The organism is Pontibacter coccineus (assembly GCF_030546575.1).
In the GTDB taxonomy this organism is placed as follows: domain Bacteria; phylum Bacteroidota; class Bacteroidia; order Cytophagales; family Hymenobacteraceae; genus Pontibacter; species Pontibacter coccineus.
This window is the reverse complement of record NZ_JAUOTN010000001.1, coordinates 550,544-565,536: the sequence shown is the minus strand read 5'-3', so window position 1 is coordinate 565,536 and position 14,993 is coordinate 550,544. Positions and strand designations below refer to the sequence as shown.

Genomic DNA, 14,993 nt, shown 5'->3' with positions numbered 1-14,993 from the left:
TACATACAAGACAGAACATGAATTATACAGAGAATTTCGAAGGAATCAAGATTGACGTGCAGGCTGTAGATATTTCCATCACAGACGACGTGCAGCAACATATCCGCAACACCATCACCAAACTTAAGCGCCACGCCAAGAAGATCGACTCTGTGGACGTATACTTTAAACAAGAGGCCAGCCACGCCACCGACTCCAAAAAACTGAGCATGCGCGTAGGTATACCGGGCAACGATGCGTTCGCCGAGGATGATGGCGACAACTGGTACGAACTGCTCAAAAACGTAGAAGAAAAGCTCAAGCGTCAGCTCGAGAAAAGATAAGCCGAGAGGCACCACCAGGCAGACCCGCTGCAGGATCAGGTATAGCACCGGCCGGCAGCGGGTCTGCTGTTGGGTATAGGCAGGTATAAGATCATCATAAAAAGTATGGCCACAGGGGATTACAAAAGCAGAGTAGTGCTGGTTACGGGCGGCGCGCAAGGTATAGGTTTAGGTATAGCGCAGGCTTTCGGGCAGGCAGGCGCTCAGGTCGTGCTGGCGGATGCAGATGAAGAAGCAGGGCGCGAGGCCTTACAGCGCTTGCAGGGCCAACAACTGCAGGCTACCTTTATACCTTGCGACGTAAGCGATGAGCAGGAGGTGGTTGCCCTGATGGAAAAAGTGCAGGAGAAACACGGCCGCCTGGATGTGTTGGTGAACAACGCAGGTATAGCCGACCCTTTTGCTGGCAAGCTGGAGGAAATGCCGATGTCGGAGTTTGACCGGGTGCTGGCGGTGAACCTGCGCGGACCGATGCTTTGCGCTAAATATGCGCTGCCCCTGTTGCGCAAAGCAGCACATCCTGCTATCCTCAACATCACGAGCACGCGCGCTTTTATGTCCGAGCCGGATACCTTCGCCTACTCAGCCTCCAAAGGCGGACTGGAGGCGCTCACCCATTCCCTGGCCGTGAGCCTGGCACCGGATCGCATCCGGGTGAACGCCATCGCGCCGGGCTGGATAGAGACGGGGCCCTGGCAAAAAGACCGGGAGCGGTACGAGCCGCAGCATACCCGCGAAGACATGGAGCAGCACCCGGTCGGAAGGGTAGGGGAGCCGCAGGACATAGCCGAGGCGGCGCTCTTTCTGTGCTCTGAGAAAGCCGGTTTTATTACGGGCCAGCATCTGGTGGTTGACGGCGGTATGACCGTAAAGATGATCTATGCCTGAACCTAACCACCTGCATTGGGGTACAACCTTTAAGGAAATGTAAAATATGCCTATGGTCAACAGTCCTTATAACCCGGTATTGCTGTACGTCACCGACCCGATGTGTGCCTGGTGCTACGGCTTCACGCATGTCATTCGCCGTTTGCGCGCCCTCTGGCACGGGCGGCTGACGGTTGAGGTCATTGCCGGTGGGCTGAACCCTTATGCCCGGGAGCCTATCTCGCGGGAGCAAAAGGAGCGACTGGCTGTGAGTTGGCACCGGGTACAGGAGCGCACCAGTCTGCCCTTTAACTATAGCCTTTTCTTGCAGGAGGATTTTGTGTACGATACCGAGCCTGCCTGCCGCGCCCTGCATGTGGTGCGAAGACTAAGGCCAGCCCTCACGCTTGAAATACTCCGGGCGCTACACTCCGCCTTCTATGCCGACGGCCTTAACCTGGCAGACCCGCAGGTGCTGGCCCACGTGGTGCGCCCTTTTGGCATCCAGGAAAACCTGTTCTATACCTTGTTTGAGGCTGAAGAGATCATCGACGCCACCGAAAAGGAGTTTGAATTCGTGGAGATGCTGGGTGTGAAGAATCTGCCGAGCGTGTACATGGAAGGCGGCATGGGCCCCGAACTGCTTGTCAGCGGCTTCTGCCAGCTCGACGAACTTGAGGGAAGGCTGCTGCAGCACCTCGAAATGGTCTAAACCTCACCCAGGGTATAAGTGTTTGTAAACGATGAGCTTAAGCGTCTGCCAGTGGCTGGAAAGGGGTTTAGGTATCCGGCGACCCACAAACTGCAAAAGCATATTTTTTGCTTCAATATTAAAAGATATGTATATTTAGCTGTAAATTAACGGCTCTGGCCGCTAAGGCCAATACATACCCTGTATGAGAAGCAAGATATCTACCAACCAGGTCGATGAGTATATCGACAAATTATCACCTGAGAAACAGCTGTTAGCGCAGGCAGTACGCCAGATCATCAGTCACACGGCTGCGCATCTGGAGGAGTGTGTGCGCTGGGAAAATCCCTGCTATTTCTTTTACGGACCTGTATGCTACTTCGCCTCTTCCCGCAGCGGACTGCACTTTGGTTTCTTCCGCGGAAAAGAGCTTTCGGACCCACACAGGCGCCTGGTGAGCCGCAATGGCCAGCTCCCACACATCAAACTGCGCACACTCGACGATATAGACGAAGAATATTTCAGCGACCTGGTGCGCCAGGCGGTGCACCTTAACCAGAATTAGACAGATCGGGTGTGCAGTGCTCCTGGCTGCATTCCTGTCCCGGCATTTCCAACTCTACCGTTACGTGGTCTATCTGCGCGTCCTGCATGGTGTCGCGTATGCGCTGTTTCACTTCATGCGCCTCTTCCAGATCCAGGTTACCTTCCACAACAGCGTGCATGGTCAGTACATGGCTGATGCCGTCCAGCGTCCACAGGTGCAGGTCGTGAACAGAGCGTACCTCGGGAAGTAACTCCAGCCGGCGGCGCACTTCCTGCAGACTAATATTGGCGGGCGTGCCCTGCAACAGAATCTGGAGGCCCTGCCGGAGGTTGCGCACCACGTTATAGAGAATAAAGCCCGTAATGAGCACCGAAAGCAGGGGATCGATGATGGGCCAATCGAAGAAATAGAGCAGAATACCCCCCACCAGCACAGCAGCCCAACCCAACACGTCCTCCATCAGGTGCAGCATCGCCACCCGTTCGTTCAGCGAATCACCCTTGTTTAGGCGCAGGGCCGCAAATCCATTTACCAGCACACCCAGTATGGCGAAGCCGATCATGCCGGGAGCATGCACGGGCTCCGGATTGAGAAGACGCGGAACCGACACCCACAGCACGATACCGGAGCCAATCAACAGCACCACCGAGTTGATGACCGCGCCGAGCAGCGAAAAACGCTTGTACCCATAAGAGAAATACTGATCGCTGCCCTTGCTGGAGAGGTGGGCAAAGTACCAGGCCAGACCCAGTGAAAGGGAGTCGCCGAAGTCATGGAGGGCATCCGAGAGGATGGCCATGCTGTTGATCCAGAGTCCGCCAAATACTTCGATCACGGTGAAGCCCAGGTTCAGGAAAAAAGCCACCTTGAGGTTATCACCTCCGTGGTGATGGTGATGGCCGTGGCCCCCTTGGTGGTGATGATCGTGTGCCATAAACTGCTTTTCTTCATCTAAAATAGACAGATATTAACGCAACTGCAAACTACCGGACAGCTCAGTTCTGCAGAAATCGTATCTTGTGCCGGCAAAAACGTAAATAGTGACAGGATTATGAGAATACTGCTGGTAGAAGACGAACCCAAAGTAGCTTCCTTTATCAAGAAGGGGTTGGAAGAACAGTCGTATGAAGTGGACCAGGCCTATGACGGCAACTTTGGCCTGAAGATGGCCCTGCAAAACGAGTACGACCTGATCATACTGGACATCATACTGCCGCACCTGAATGGCCTGGAAGTATGCCAGGCCATCCGGAAGAAGAAAACACAGCTTCCCATCCTGATGCTGACCGCCCTCGGCTCCACCGACGACAAGATCACCGGACTGGACGCCGGGGCCGACGACTACCTCACGAAACCCTTCGAGTTCAAGGAGCTGCTGGCCCGCCTACGCGCCCTCGCCCGCCGGTCGGGCGACAACGGGGGAGGGGAAAAACTCGCCATCGCGGACCTCGAAATGGACTTGGGCAGCAAGACAGTGACTCGTGGAGGCAAACCCATCAACCTCACGGCAAGGGAGTTCACGCTGCTGCATTACCTGCTGCGCAACAAGGGGCGTGTGGTTTCGCGCGTCGATATTACGGAAAGTGTCTGGGAGACCTCTTTTGACACAGGCAGCAATGTGATCGATGTGTACATCAATTTCCTGCGCAAAAAGATAGACAAAGGCTTTCCCGGTAAACTGATCCATACCCTGGTAGGTATGGGCTATGTGCTCAAAGAGGACGACGCATGACCATCCGCAATAAACTGACCCTGCAGTTTGCAGGTATATTCGCCCTCATCCTGATCCTGTTTTCCCTGGTGATCTACTACTTCACTTCAATCTACCGGCAGGACGATTTTTTCAAGCGCATTGAGGGGCGCGCCTACGACACGGCCGCCCATGTGCTGGAGGCAGACGAGGTGGGCGAAAGAGCCCGGCGCAGCAACCAGATCCGCTACTACCAGGTGCTTCCATTTGAAAAGGTGAGCATTTACCGGCAGGATGGCAGCCTGTATTTCTCAGACGGCGACGGGCAGTTGACTGTGGCGCCCGGCATGCTGGATCGCGTGAAGCAGGAAGGGGTGGTGCAATATGAGCAGGATGAGCGTCAGGTGGTCGGTTTGCTTTACGAAGACAATGAAGGCGATTTTATCGTTTTTTCCTCTTCGGTGGATGCTTACAGTCTGCGTAAGCTCCAGCATCTCAAGATCATCCTGATCGTCGGTTTTCTGGGCTCCATGGTGGTTGTGGTGGCGGCTGGCTGGGTGTTTTCGCGCGAAGCGTTGCGGCCCATCACCAAAGTGGTGGGGGAGGTGGAGAAGATCAGCGCCTCGGACCTGCACCTGCGTCTGAGCAATGCGGACGGCAAAGATGAACTGTCGCACCTGGCCCAGACCTTCAATAAAATGCTGGACCGCCTGGAGATGGCGTTTGAGATGCAGAGTACCTTTGTGTCAAATGCCTCCCACGAACTGCGCACCCCACTCACGGCTATGATCGGCGAACTGGAGGTAGCCCTGATGAAGCCCCGCGAGAAAGAAGAGTACCAGCGGGTGCTGGCGTCTACCCTCGAAGACGCCCGTCTTCTGGCCGAGCTTTCAAACGGTCTGCTGCAGATCGCCCAGGCCAGTGTGGACACTTCTAAAATAAAACTCGCACATCTGCGCTTTGATGAATTGCTGTGGATGGCGCATGAGCAGGCGCTGAAACGGCACCCGGGTGCGCTGTTTGACATCGATTTCGACAACCTGCCCGATGACGAAGACCGCCTGATCGTGAAAGGGAACGACGCCCTGCTGCTGATCGCGATTGTGAATGTACTGGAGAATGCGGCCAAGTTCTCGCCTAAGGGGGAGTATAGTACTGTGCGGCTTTCGGCGGACCGGCGGGAGGTGGTGCTGCAGGTAACGGACAAGGGCGTGGGCATTGCACCGCATGACCTAAGGCATGTGTTTGTGCCTTTTTTCAGAGCGAATAACGTGCGCAACATCAACGGCCATGGCATCGGCTTGCCTTTGACGGAGAGCATCATAAAACTGCATAAAGGCTCAATTTCCATTGATTCACGGGTGGACGAAGGCACGGTGGTGACCTTGCGTTTACCCCAGGCTGTCGGATTAATTTCAGCAAAAAACACATTTTAATTCGTTTTTAATCTGACTTTAATTTCCCCTTAATGCCTCCCCCGTACATTTGTGAGCATAAGGTGAGTATTCTGACTTATGTTCCTGCTGCCGGGCATTTGGCCGGCGCAGGGATGTGAGTTGGGAACCCTTCGCTTACAACATTTACTATATGAAAGAAACCTCATTAAAGCCAAACTACATGGCTAGCCTCGGAAAGGATATTCCGGCTGGTCTCGTTGTTTTCTTAGTTGCTCTGCCCCTCTGCTTAGGTATATCACTTGCTTCAGGCGCCCCCCTTTTTGCCGGTATTGTTACGGGTGTGGTAGGCGGTTTGGTTGTGTCCTGGCTGAGTGGCTCGCACCTGAGCGTAAGTGGCCCTGCCGCCGGCCTGACCGTGATCGTGCTCAATGGCATTGAAACCCTGCAGTCGTATGAAGCCTTTTTGCTGGCGGTTGTGCTGGCAGGTATACTACAAGTGGCACTGGGTTTTCTGAAGGCCGGTGTCATTGGTCTATACTTCCCCTCCTCGGTTATTAAAGGCATGTTGGCCGCCATCGGTCTGATCCTGATTTTGAAGCAGATTCCGCACTTTATGGGGGCGGACGATGATTTCTTTGGCGAAATGAATTTCCTGCAGGCGGATGGCCGCAATACTTTTTCTGGTATATTCCATGCCTTCAGTGCCATACAGCTGGGCGCACTACTGATCGGTATCCTCTCTATGGCCGTGCTGATCTTGTGGGAGCAGCCGTTTATGAAACGCATCAAACTGTTCAAATTGGTGCCTGGCGCACTGATTGTGGTAGTCGGTTCTGTAGGTATAAACTACCTGTTCATCAATTACTTTCCTGAGCTGGCCATAGCGGGCACGCACCTGGTGAACCTGCCGGAGATATCGAGTGTGGGGGCGCTTCAGAATGAACTCCGCTTCCCGGCCTTTGAGCAACTGACCAACCCGTCGCTCTATGTGGTGGCCTTCACCATTGCTATCATTGCCAGTCTGGAGTCCTTGCTGAGCGTAGAGGCCGTGGACAAGCTAGACCCGCACAAGCGCCGCACGCCAAACAACCGCGAACTGAAGGCCCAGGGTGTAGGTAACATCATTGCAGGTATGCTGGGCGGTATCCCGATGACGGCCGTGATCGTGCGGAGCTCCGCCAATATTGCGGCCGGGGGCAAAACGAAAATGTCTGCCTTTATCCATGGGGTGTTCCTGTTGCTGGCGGTGCTTTTCCTGGCTGGATTCCTGAACCAGGTGCCGCTTTCTGCGCTGGCTGCCGTACTCCTAATGGTGGGTTATAAACTGACGAAGCCAACCCTTTTCAAAGGGCAGCTAAAACTGGGGCATGAGCAGTTTATTCCGTTTGTAGTGACGATTGTGGCCATCCTGTTCACCGACCTGCTGGTGGGTATCCTGATCGGTCTGGCGGTTGGCATATTCTTCATCCTGAAAGCGAACTACAAATCGCCTTACTTCTTCCACAAAGAGGAGCACCGCGATAAAGAAACGATCCGCATCAAGCTGAGCGAGCACGTGTCCTTCCTGAACAAAGCCAGCATTGTGCTGACACTCGAGAAACTGCCGAACGACAGCCATGTGATTATTGACGGAGCTAACTCGGAGTATATAGATTACGATGTGCTGGAAGCCATACAGGAATTTAAAAAAACAGCCCACGAGCGCGGTATATTTGTAGAAGTTTTAAATATAGAAGAAGTACAGGTGCTGGATATGCACTAGAAATAAATTATAACCTAGTAGAACAATCGAAATCCCGATAGAATGGAGAAAATATTCGAGAATAATAAAAAGTGGGTAGAGCGCAAGCTTAGCGAAGACAAAGACTACTTCAACAAGCTGGCCATGGGTCAGAAGCCGCGTTACCTGTACATAGGCTGTTCAGACAGTCGCATTCCAATAAATGAAGTAACCGGGACAGGCCCGGGCGAGATCTTCGTGCACCGTAACATTGCCAACATGGTGGTGCATACCGATATGAACCTGCTTTCGGTACTGCAATATGCCGTGGAGGTGCTTAAAGTAAAAGACATCATCGTATGCGGTCACTATGGCTGCGGTGGTGTGGCGGCGGCGGCCAGCAACAAACAGTTTGGCCTGATGGATAACTGGCTGCGCAACATTAAGGATGTGATACGCCTGCACGAGCAGGAGCTGCTGAGCATCAAGGATGAGGAACAGCGCCAGCGTCGCCTGGTGGAGCTGAACATTATAGAGCAGGTGCTTAACCTGTCCAAGACATCCATTATTCAGAATGCCATGCAGACCGACAATCCGCCTAGGCTGTACGGTCTGGTATACGACCTGAAGGAGGGCCTTCTGAGAGACCTGAACGTGATGGAGCAGAAAGATTGTATGAAGCGTTATGAGCACATCTACAACCTGGAGCAGGACGAAACGAACTAAATGCTGACTACTACTACCTATCCCTTCCCGGTTCATCTGGGTCGGACAAAACCCTCGCATTTGTGAGGGTTTTGTATTATAGGGTTGGGTGAGAAGGTATCGTGCAGGTATAGCCGGTTCCTGCTATACCTTAGCAAGTGTTTGAATCAATAAGAAAGCCTCAATGGAGTAGGGATGTCTGGCTCTGTTTATAAGCTGTTGCCGATACACTTGGGAATTGTAAAGAAACCTGGCAGAAGGTAGGACCAATGTCAGGTGCTTTCAAGATCCTTTCAGGATAACAAAATTAATAGAATGAAAAGATGCTGCCCTCAAAAGCTTGGTTCTTTACCAAAACAAAAAGCCCTCCGCAAGGGAGGGCTTTAGGCTATAAGGTATAGGAAAGTTAGCGTCCGCCGAGCAGGTAGCTTAGCATCAGGCTGAAGCCGGAGTTGCGTCGCTCGTGGTTAACGAATGCTCCTTCGTCATCTATCTTTTTCAGGCCGCCGGTATAGCGCACTTCAAGGCCCAGGCCATTGGTGGCACGGTAGCCCACGGAGCCTACATAGGCAAAGTCGATGGTATAGGGGTTATCTGAAATGTTGTGTTTGGTGGTCACGATCTTGTCGCCATTGCTGGAGTGCGCCTCGTGTATGTGGCTGGCACTGTAGATGAAGGACACCTGCGGCCCCAGATCGAAGAACATGCCGCTGGCCGATACATGGAACAGCACCGGAATGTCGATGTAGTTGAGCTTGAACACTTCGGCTGTCTGCAGATTGCTGCCGGAGTAGATTTCGCGTCGGGCGCCTTTGGAGGTATAGAGGGCTTCCAGTTGCAGGCCCATCATGTTGTTAATGTGCTTTTGCAGGAATATACCGCCGGTATACCCCACCCGGTACTTGTAACCGTCGGTGTCAGCGCCGTTAAACGTTGTATAGGTAGCGCCGCCTTTAAAGCCCATTTGTTGGGCAAAGCCGGTGCCTGACAGAAGCGCCACGCAGCACAGAACCAGTAAGAGTCTTTTCATAGGGAATACCTGTTTTTAGGGGTTGGTTTAATCGGGGTGAAATTACTGAGAAGGAGAGAACAGGTCAATGGAGGAAATATATAAATTGTGCTATTTTTCTCATGCAAAAAGCCCGGCCAATTCTGGCCGGGCTTTTCTTATCCTCAAAAGGTCTAATTCAGGTGATCGACTGATAAGCCGTCAGCCTGCTTTTTACCATTCGTAGTCTCTGCGGGAAGAGGAGCCATATGAGTACGGAGGTCCACTATAGGTGTTGCCGTAGCTGGTATGCGTTCTGGAGCGGCTGCTGTAGTCGCTGTCATGCTCTCTGTCGCGCATCTCGTCCATTCTTCTTCTGCGCTCTGCCTCTTCGTCACCGAACCACGATCTTACCTCGTCACCGGCACGGTCAAAGAAACCTCTGTCGTTGTCTCTGTCTCTATCTCTATCGCGATCCCAGTCGCTGGAGCTTCGGCTGCTTCCATAGTTAGATGAACCATAGCTGCTTCCGCTGCCATAACCCGAGCCATAGCTCGATGAGCCGGAACCATAGTTAGACGAACCGGAGCCGTAGTTAGAGGAGCCAGAACCATAGCTGCCCGATCCAGTACCGTAGTTGGAAGAAGAACCGTAACCAGACGTTCCTGATCCGTAGTTACCGGATGAGCCATAGCCAGCGCCATAGTTAGACGATCCCGATCCGTAGTTTGAGCCGCCGTAGTTAGAAGAACCGCTGTAGCCACGGTTTGAGCGATAGCTGTCACTACCACGGTCACGCATGTCGTCCATTCTTCTTCTGCGGTCGGCGTCATCGTCGCCGAACCATGATTTTACCTCGTCGGAGCCACGATCCCAGGCATCGCGATCGCCGTAGCGGTTAGATGAATCCCAGTCGCTGCTACCGTAGCGGCGGCCAGAGCCTGATCCGTAATTGGATGAGCCGGATCCGTAACCTGATCCATAGTTAGATGAACCGGAGCCGGAGGATGATCCCGAACCATAGTTGGAACCAGTTGAGCGGCCATAAGTAGAGGTGCCGCCATAGCCGGAAGAGGAGTAGGCGTCGCGGCCGCTTCCGAAATCGCCGGAGCGGGAAGAACCTGAGGACCCACTGCCATAAGAACCTCTTAAACGGCTGGTTGGGTCGTACTCTCCTGAATAATAATTTCTGCCTGAGCCTCTGCTCTCGGTCCTGAAGTTGTCATTGAATGGGTTTGAACCCGAATTTTCATAGCTTCTCATAGCTTTAGTTAAATTTTTAGGTTTGAAAAAAAGAACAAATTTGAGGCACTCCCAAAAAAGGCGCGCCGGTATTTTCTACGGTTGTCATGCTTATAAGTTATTTAAGAGGCTGTTAGGAACAGGTGCTCCAAAGCCCAACAGGTATAACACAGGAGATGAGCAAAACAGGCACAATTATAAATTGTATATAAATATCAATAAAAATAGATTGCGTATATATTTGGAATTGAATTATTTCGGGTGACTGAATTTAGAGGAGATGGGATGGTGTATTGTAGATTATTGAAATCTATACACTTAAGCTTGTTTGAGCTCCCTTGGTATCGGCGCGCCTAATTTAGGGGATTGCATATTTTACACTTTTTTATTTTTGTAAATTACATTGATTTGGTAAATTGCAGACCTTTAGTTTTTTCCCCTGGTAATTATCTTATGAAATTTACAAAATTGCTGGCCTCAGCGGTGATGGTTGTCTCTTTGGCAGCCTGCGAAGATGTGTTTGAGGATGGGAGCCTGCAGCCTGATGGTTCAAAGCCCGCTCTGACGATCCGAAACCCAACGAAGAACCAAGTGCTTACCAAGTCGTCCGGACTTCGTGTAAAGTTGACAGCTTCAGACAAAGATAAAGTGAAGGAGTTGCAGGTGCGTGTGCGGTCTGTTAACGGCGATGCGGATTACTTCAACTTCACTACCTTGCCTGATACCAAGATTCTCGAATTCGATACGTTGCTCAACGCAACCGAACTTCCAAAGGGTGACTATACTTTGTCGATCAACGCCACAGACTTCCGTACGAATGTTTCGTCTGCCGAAGTGCTCTTCTCAGTAAAGTAAGGTCTATACCTGTCGGCTATACCTATGGCCGCTTTGCCGGTTAGCTCAGCAGGTATACGACTTGCCAGTTGTCATTTATGGCCAGGGCCGCATCAAAACTGTTGCCGGTCTTGGCCGAGGTAAAGCCTTTGATCTTGCCGGTCTTGCCTTTGGTGAGCAAAGTGCCGATCTGCTTTTCGCTGAGCTGCTTGCCGCCCATCTCGAAAGGTACCACAAACTGGCAGCCTTCCCGGAAACGACTGCAGCCGTAGGCGGTCTTGCCTTTGAGCATGCTGCCTTGCTGGCATCGTGGGCAGGTAGCAAAGGGGTCCACCTCCGGGGCTTTTTCCGCTTTCTCCAGCACCACCTGTTTGTTGCCGTCCAGTTTCAGGCTGGCGTCAAAGCTATTGCCCTGCTCGTCTTTAAAACCTTTGATAACGGGCGTCTTGCCTTTGCTGAGCAAGGCCATGATTTGTTTGTCGGTGATGGTTTTGCCCTGCTGCTCAATCGGGATCAAAAAGCGGCAGCCTTCTTTAAAGCGGATGCAGCCGAAGGCTTTGGAGCCTTTCAGGATGTGGCCTTCGCCGCAGGCAGGGCAGGCGCCCAGGCCCTTGCCAGGTATAGCCTCTGCAGGAGCCTTTGGTTTTTTAGCCGCAGCCTTCTCTTTTCCACCTTTGTCAGATCCGCCGCCTTTGGCAGGCGTAGGCTCCGGCTGGGCCTCCATGGTCACAGTGGCTTTGTCGTACTTCACCTCCTGCACCAAACTCACCACAAACTCCTGCAGTTCCTGCAGAAAAGCCTCTGCCTTAAAAGAACCACCCTCGATCTGGCGCAACTTGCGCTCCCACTGCCCGGTCATCTCCGCCGATTTCAGGGTCTGGTTGCGGATAACCCCGATCAGGTCGATGCCCATCTGGGTGGGGATGATCTTCTTTTTGTCTTTGCGGATGTACTGGCGCTTGAACAGCGTCTCGATGATGGCGGCCCGGGTGGAAGGGCGGCCGATGCCGTTCTCTTTCAGCGCCTCTTTTAGTTCCTCATCGTCTATCTGACGGCCAGCTGTTTCCATGGCACGCAGCAGGGTTGCTTCGGTGTATTCTTTCGGCGGATTGGTCCATTTCTTATCAAGCAAGGGCGCATGCGGACCGTGCTCGCCTTTTTCAAAGTTGGGCAGAATGCCGGCTGTTTCTTCCTCTTCTTTATTTCCATCCTTGCCAGTATTGTTGTCCGTTTTCACATCTTCGGCGCCATAAAGCACACGCCAGCCCGGCTCCAGAATCTGCTTGCCGCGCACCCGGAAGGTATAGCCCGCCGACTCCGCTAGCACAGTGGTATTGCTCACGATACAATCCGGATAGAAAGCGGCTAGGAAGCGTCGCGTGATGATGTCGTAAACGTCCGCCTCGCGGCCGTACAGGCTGGCCTGCGCGCCGGTCGGTATGATGGCGTGGTGATCTGTTACTTTGTTGTTGTTAAAGACCTTTTTGCTCTTCCTAATCTTGCTCTGCAGCAAAGGGGCCACTTCACTTTGATAATTGGTGAGTCCCTGCAGGATGCCCGGTATTTTCGGATAGATGTCGTCGGGTAGAAACACGGTATCCACACGCGGGTAGGATACTACCTTTTTCTCGTAGAGGCTCTGGATGGTTTTGAGCGTTTCGTCTGCCGACATGCTCAGCTTGTTGTTGCACTCGATCTGCAGCGAGGTCAGGTCAAACAACTTGGGCGGACTCTCGGTACCTTTCTTGGTCTCGATGTCGGTGATGGTGAGTTCATCCTGCTGGATGGCCTCCAGTATCTGCTGGCCTTCTTCCTCATTGTGAAAACGGCCGTTGGTGCTCGAAAAAGTCGTGTCGCGGTATACAGTCTTAAGTTCCCAGTAAGCCTGCGGTACAAAGTTGGCGATCTCGTGGTGGCGGTTCACAATCATGGCCAGGGTAGGGGTCTGCACCCGACCAATGGAAAGCGTCTGGCGGCCCTGCGCATATTTGAGCGTGAAAAGCCGCGTGGCATTGAGGCCCAGGAGCCAGTCGCCGATAGCGCGGCTTTTACCGGCCTGATAGAGCGAATCGAACTCGGAGCCTTCGCGCAATCGGGCAAATCCCTGGCGGATGGCGTCTTCGGTGAGGGAGGAGATCCAGAGGCGCTTGAAGGGTTTGCGGTAGTTGGCCTCGGTGAGCACCCAGCGCTGAATCACTTCCCCCTCCTGTCCGGCGTCACCGCAGTTGATCACCTCTTCGGCATTGTCGAGGAGCTTTTTGATGATGTTGAACTGCTGTACCACGCCCTTGTCCTGCATCAGTTTGATGCCATACCTTTCCGGGAGCATGGGCAGGTCGTAGAGGCTCCAACGCTTCCACTCGGGACGGTAGTCGTCGGGTTCGCGCAACGTGCAAAAGTGCCCGAAAGTCCAGGTGACCTGGTAGCCGTTGCCCTCGTAATAGCCGTCCTTCCTGGTTTTGGCACCAATCACGTTGGCAATCTCACGCGCGACACTCGGTTTCTCAGCAATGCAAACTTTCAAAGTATAGGGTAATTTTAGGGTGACTCTAACATTCAAATTTACGCTTTTAAGGTATAAATCCCTACACTTGCTTTGCCGTAAATACTACCATTGTCCTCTAAATTTCGAAACCATGCAGCCAATCGGGAAATACATCGTGATCATCGGAATAGTCGTTGTCGCCATTGGCGTGATTGTTTGGTTGGCAGGCGACAAGCTGGGCTGGTTCGGTCATCTGCCCGGTGACATCCGGGTGGAGCGCGAAAATTTCAAGTTCTACATGCCGATCACGAGCATGATCCTGGTGAGCATCCTGCTCTCGCTACTGCTCTGGGTGTTCCGCCGGTTCTTTTAATGAAAGAGAAAGTTGCTTTTTGCCGAAAGACTTCTCAGACAAGAAAATTACAGCTGCACTTTGTCTTGCTATACCTGATGTGACCCTACAAGCATTTGCCGCTTTATCATGTTCAGCTCAAAAGTCCTTTTTCTTCTAGCCGCTGTCAGGGAAAACTTTTGCCAAAATTTAGAAAGCAAGCATAGCCCATCTTTTATACCTTTGCGGCTTCTGGTATACCTGTAAATCGAAATGTTCTTCCTTCTTTCCAAGCTGCTGCAGTACTTCCTGATGCCCATCATCTGGATCGCTATATTGCTGCTGCTGGCTATTTTCCTGCGATCACAGAAATGGCGGCGCATCACGCTGGTTTCGGCCACGGTGCTGTTGCTGGTTTTTTCGAACCCTTTTCTGGCGAATGTGACCATGCGGGCCTGGGAGCTGGAAGCCGTGCCGCTGGAGCAGGTGGAAAATTATGATGTTGCCATCATCCTGACCGGTGTGACCCAAGCCATTGGCTTTGCCGAAGACCGGGTGCATACCAACAAGGGGGCAGACCGCTTCCTGCACCCGCTCAAGCTGTATCGCATGGGCAAGGTGGACAAATTCCTGATCACGGGAGGCATAGGCACTGTCGCCCTGGACCGCCGACCCGAAGCCGAAATGCTGCAGGAAATTCTGTTGCTGGCAGGCGTGCCGCAGGAGGACATCATCATCGAGACCCGTAGCGACAACACCTACCAGAATGCCATCTTCACAGGTGATGTACTGCAGAAGCACCCCGAGTTGGAGCGCCGTCTGCTCGTAACATCCGCCTTCCACATGCGCCGCGCCAAGGCCTGCTTCGACAAAGCAGGTATAGCCACCGACGTTTTCCCGACTGATTTCTATACCTCTGAGCTCCGTTACACCCCCGACGAGCTGCTTATACCTAACCCGGATGCCTTCCGGCTCTGGCATCGCCTGATTCACGAGGTAACCGGATATGTGATTTACAAGGTGGTGGGGTATGCTTGAGGATTGAGTGATTTAGTGATGGAGCGAGTTGGTGGATTGTTAAATTGTTGAATTGTTGGGTGCACGAGTGGGCAGTTTCAATCTAAGGTTTTTAAATTAAGTAGCAATGGCTCTAAACTGTCATCTCGACGATAA

General features: G+C 52.7%; 15 protein-coding genes. 11 read left to right on the top strand and 4 right to left on the bottom strand.

From position 1 onward, the window contains the following. Window positions 1–17 precede the first annotated feature (17 nt). From hpf to Q4E40_RS02440, 4 genes are all read left to right on the top strand, one after another. A complete protein-coding gene (hpf, locus tag Q4E40_RS02455) occupies window positions 18–323 on the top strand; it encodes a ribosome hibernation-promoting factor, HPF/YfiA family (RefSeq protein WP_303409817.1) in 306 nt (101 codons plus the stop codon). A gap of 105 nt (window positions 324–428) precedes the next feature. Beyond that, on the top strand, window positions 429–1,211 hold the full coding sequence (locus Q4E40_RS02450) for an SDR family NAD(P)-dependent oxidoreductase (protein WP_303409816.1): 783 nt from the start codon (window positions 429–431) through the stop codon (window positions 1,209–1,211). 52 nt (window positions 1,212–1,263) lie between these two features. After that, complete coding sequence (locus Q4E40_RS02445) at window positions 1,264–1,902, top strand: DsbA family protein (RefSeq protein ID WP_303409815.1); 639 nt, start codon at window positions 1,264–1,266, stop codon at window positions 1,900–1,902. Window positions 1,903–2,086: 184 nt separating this feature from the next. Then, a complete protein-coding gene (locus tag Q4E40_RS02440; RefSeq protein WP_303409814.1) occupies window positions 2,087–2,446 on the top strand; it encodes a DUF1801 domain-containing protein in 360 nt (119 codons plus the stop codon). Here the strand turns inward: Q4E40_RS02440 and Q4E40_RS02435 are convergent. Next, window positions 2,433–3,362, bottom strand: a complete 930-nt coding sequence (locus Q4E40_RS02435; protein ID WP_303409813.1) for a cation diffusion facilitator family transporter — start codon at window positions 3,360–3,362, stop codon at window positions 2,433–2,435. The two genes, Q4E40_RS02440 and Q4E40_RS02435, sit on opposite strands and share 14 nt — an antisense overlap. Window positions 3,363–3,479: 117 nt before the next feature. On the opposite strand from Q4E40_RS02435, the gene Q4E40_RS02430 reads away from it, so the two are divergent. The 4 genes from Q4E40_RS02430 to Q4E40_RS02415 all read left to right on the top strand — a co-directional run bounded on the left by Q4E40_RS02430 (window position 3,480) and on the right by Q4E40_RS02415 (window position 7,961). Next, window positions 3,480–4,160, top strand: coding sequence for a response regulator (locus Q4E40_RS02430; RefSeq protein WP_303409812.1), 681 nt, complete (start codon window positions 3,480–3,482; stop codon window positions 4,158–4,160). Further along, window positions 4,157–5,554, top strand: a complete 1,398-nt coding sequence (locus Q4E40_RS02425) for an ATP-binding protein (protein WP_303409811.1) — start codon at window positions 4,157–4,159, stop codon at window positions 5,552–5,554. The genes Q4E40_RS02430 and Q4E40_RS02425 overlap by 4 nt, the downstream gene beginning before the upstream one ends. A gap of 181 nt (window positions 5,555–5,735) precedes the next feature. Then, window positions 5,736–7,277 carry a SulP family inorganic anion transporter gene (locus Q4E40_RS02420; protein WP_303409810.1) on the top strand — a complete coding sequence of 514 codons (1,542 nt, stop codon included), beginning with the start codon at window positions 5,736–5,738 and terminating at the stop codon, window positions 7,275–7,277. Window positions 7,278–7,319: 42 nt separating this feature from the next. After that, complete coding sequence (locus tag Q4E40_RS02415) at window positions 7,320–7,961, top strand: carbonic anhydrase (RefSeq protein ID WP_303409809.1); 642 nt, start codon at window positions 7,320–7,322, stop codon at window positions 7,959–7,961. Between the two features lie 385 nt (window positions 7,962–8,346). Here the strand turns inward: Q4E40_RS02415 and Q4E40_RS02410 are convergent, their stop codons facing one another. Continuing rightward, complete coding sequence (locus Q4E40_RS02410) at window positions 8,347–8,970, bottom strand: porin family protein (protein WP_303409808.1); 624 nt, start codon at window positions 8,968–8,970, stop codon at window positions 8,347–8,349. A 192-nt stretch (window positions 8,971–9,162) separates the two neighbouring features. Next, window positions 9,163–10,191, bottom strand: coding sequence for an SWFGD domain-containing protein (locus Q4E40_RS02405; RefSeq protein ID WP_303409807.1), 1,029 nt, complete (start codon window positions 10,189–10,191; stop codon window positions 9,163–9,165). Window positions 10,192–10,623: 432 nt separating this feature from the next. Here Q4E40_RS02405 and Q4E40_RS02400 point away from each other — a divergent pair, with 432 nt between their 5' ends. Next, complete coding sequence (locus tag Q4E40_RS02400; RefSeq protein ID WP_303409806.1) at window positions 10,624–11,025, top strand: Ig-like domain-containing protein; 402 nt, start codon at window positions 10,624–10,626, stop codon at window positions 11,023–11,025. Between the two features lie 40 nt (window positions 11,026–11,065). Here Q4E40_RS02400 and Q4E40_RS02395 read toward each other — a convergent pair whose 3' ends face one another. Beyond that, window positions 11,066–13,528, bottom strand: coding sequence for a type IA DNA topoisomerase (locus Q4E40_RS02395; protein ID WP_303409805.1), 2,463 nt, complete (start codon window positions 13,526–13,528; stop codon window positions 11,066–11,068). Window positions 13,529–13,640: 112 nt separating this feature from the next. Between Q4E40_RS02395 and Q4E40_RS02390 the strand changes: the two genes are divergently transcribed. Together Q4E40_RS02390 and Q4E40_RS02385 are read left to right on the top strand one after the other, a co-directional pair. Beyond that, entirely contained in the window at window positions 13,641–13,862 is a 222-nt protein-coding gene (locus tag Q4E40_RS02390) for a DUF2905 domain-containing protein (RefSeq protein ID WP_303409804.1), read from the top strand. Window positions 13,863–14,093: 231 nt separating this feature from the next. Beyond that, window positions 14,094–14,858, top strand: coding sequence for a YdcF family protein (locus tag Q4E40_RS02385; protein WP_303409803.1), 765 nt, complete (start codon window positions 14,094–14,096; stop codon window positions 14,856–14,858). The last annotated feature ends 135 nt before the right edge of the window (window positions 14,859–14,993 follow it).